The organism is Mesorhizobium sp. M7A.F.Ca.ET.027.02.1.1, from assembly GCF_004022985.1.
GTDB lineage: Bacteria > Pseudomonadota > Alphaproteobacteria > Rhizobiales > Rhizobiaceae > Mesorhizobium.
The window spans coordinates 1-2,339 of sequence record NZ_RZOL01000622.1; the positions used below are offsets into that span (position 1 = coordinate 1).

At 63.7% G+C, this 2,339-nt stretch carries 2 protein-coding genes and 1 pseudogene; all 3 read left to right on the forward strand.

Translation table 11 applies throughout. The features are described from left to right. Positions 1-187 (forward strand): annotated as a pseudogene (locus EN749_RS34285) (ABC transporter permease); the annotation flags it as partial. 88 nt (positions 188-275) lie between these two features. Further along, positions 276-1,301, forward strand: coding sequence for a sugar ABC transporter substrate-binding protein (locus EN749_RS34290; RefSeq protein WP_127398059.1), 1,026 nt, complete (start codon positions 276-278; stop codon positions 1,299-1,301). An 87-nt stretch (positions 1,302-1,388) separates the two neighbouring features. Continuing rightward, on the forward strand, positions 1,389-2,339 hold a 951-nt coding region (locus tag EN749_RS34295; protein WP_145991134.1), incomplete at its 3' end, for an ABC transporter permease.

Sequence of the window (2,339 nt, forward strand, 5' to 3'; positions counted from 1 at the left end):
GGGCGGGGTGCGCAACGTGCTGGTGGGGGCGGCACTGATCGGCATCCTGCTCAACGCCATGACCATCATCGACATCCCGCTGCTCTACCAGAACCTGATCAAGGCCGCGATCCTGCTCGGCGCCATCATCGTCGACGGCATCATCAACCCACGTGACGAACAGACCGCCCAGCAAGGCGACATTTAGGGCAGATGGGCTAGCCCATCTGCTCGGGGTACCCGGTCCGATCCATCCCGGTCGGCTGGCAATGAAAATCGAAACGAGAGGATCTGACATGAAATTCATCAGGACATTGATGGCTGCCGCCACGGCACTCGCCGTCACCGCATTCGTGGCGCCCACCTTCGCCGCCGACGATCCCGGCCCGGCGGCTTACGCGCAGGCGCTCAAGGGCAAGCGCGTCATGCTGGTGCCGCTGGCAATGGGCTTCGACCTGGCGCAGGGCTGGGCGCACTATCTGAAGACCGAGGTCGAGGCCTGGGGCGGCGTGTTCGAGACGCGCGACCCGAACTGGGTCGTCGACGCCGGCGCGCAGGCGATCACCGACGCCATCTCGTCGGACACCAGGCCGGATGTGCTGATCATCCACGCGCCGGACCTCAACTCCTACTCCAAGCTGATGAAGAAGGCGCAGGCCGCCGGCACCTATGTCATCCTGGTCGACAATCCCGCCAACTTCCCGGCCGACGCCTTCATCGGCAGCGACTGGGACCGACTTGGCCAGCTTGAGGCGGAAGCCGCGATCAAAGGCTGTGGCGAAAACTCTTCGAAGAAGATCGGCCTGGTGCAGGGTGACCAGGCGAACTCGTCCAGCCTTTACCAGTATGCCGGCATCATGAAGGTGCTGGAGAAGCATCCCGACTTCAAGGTGGTGGCAAAGCCCGATTCAAACTGGGATGCGACGACCTCGCGCAATGTGACGACGACGATGCTGCAGCAGAACCCGGACATCTGCTCGATCATCGATTTCTGGGATGGTGACGCCACCGGCGCGGCCGCCGCGATCCGCGACGCCAAGCTCGACGGCAAGGTGTTCCTGGTCACCACGGGCGGTGGTGAGAAGGCGGCCGATTGCGACAAGCTGCAGGACGGCACCTATGGCGCCGTGGTGATGACCGATCTTGCCCGCCAGTCGGGTGACATGAACGCCATCATCAAGTTCCTGCTGCAGAGCGGCCAGCCGGCCGGCACCTCGCACACCTACATTTACACGCTGGAGAAGGCGACGACCAAGGCCGACCTGAAGCCCGACAGCTGCTGGGACCTGAAGGCGCTGCAGGCACAAGCGGCGGCGAAATAAGCGAACTCTTCTCAACACCGATCGAAGAGGTGGCCGGATTGCCCGACCACCTCTTCTCTTGAATCCCAGATTTGCAGCAGTGACCTGATGTCCTTTCGCGAACGCCTCCAGTCCTGGCGCTACAATCTCGTGCCCGACCATGTCGTCGGCGAGATCCTGACCAAGCGCTGGACCGACAATGCCATTCCGTTCCTGGCACTGGTGGCGACGCTGGCAACCTTTGGCTCGATCATTCCGGGCTTCTTCAAGTTGACCGCACTGCAGGAATCGACCCGCCAGCTTGGCGAGTTCTCCATGGTGGTGACCGGCATGACAGTGGTGATGCTGGGCGGCGGCATCGACCTGTCGGTCGGCTCGATCTTCGCGCTGTCATGCTTTTCGGCGGTTTACGTCTTCTTCATCCTCGAACAGTCGATCTGGCTGGCGCTGGCCGCGTCGCTGGCCACCGGCCTCATCTTCGGCGCCATCAATGGCTATCTCGTTGGATATCTGCGCCTGCGCGCCTTCCTCACCACGCTGGTCACCTTCATCTTCGGACGGGCGCTGTTCGACATCCTGGTCACCACCTATGCCGCCGATGTGCAGCTCTCGACCGCGACATCGGATGTGCTCGACTTCATCGGCGACAGCACCTTCTGGGGGCTCTCCGTCTCGGTGTGGCTGGCGATCATCCTGGCCATCGTCACCCATATCGCGCTGACCCGTTCACGGCCGGGCTGGCACGTGCTGGCGGTCGGCGGTTCGAGGCGCTCGGCCCACAATGCCGGCATCCGCGTGCGCCGCACGGTGTTCATGACCTATGTCTTCTCCGGCTTCTGCGCCTCGATCGGCGGCTTCCTCATCGCTTGCCGGCTGAGCGGGGCAGGGCCGGGCACGGGCCTCAACCTCGAGATCATGGCGCTGACGGCGGCGGTGGTCGGCGGCGTCAGCCTTGGCGGCGGCCGCGGCTCGGTGATCAAGGGGCTGATGGGCGCCATCATCGTGCTGACCATGACCAACGGGCTGATCCGGCTGGGCTATGGCACCGGCACCAACCAG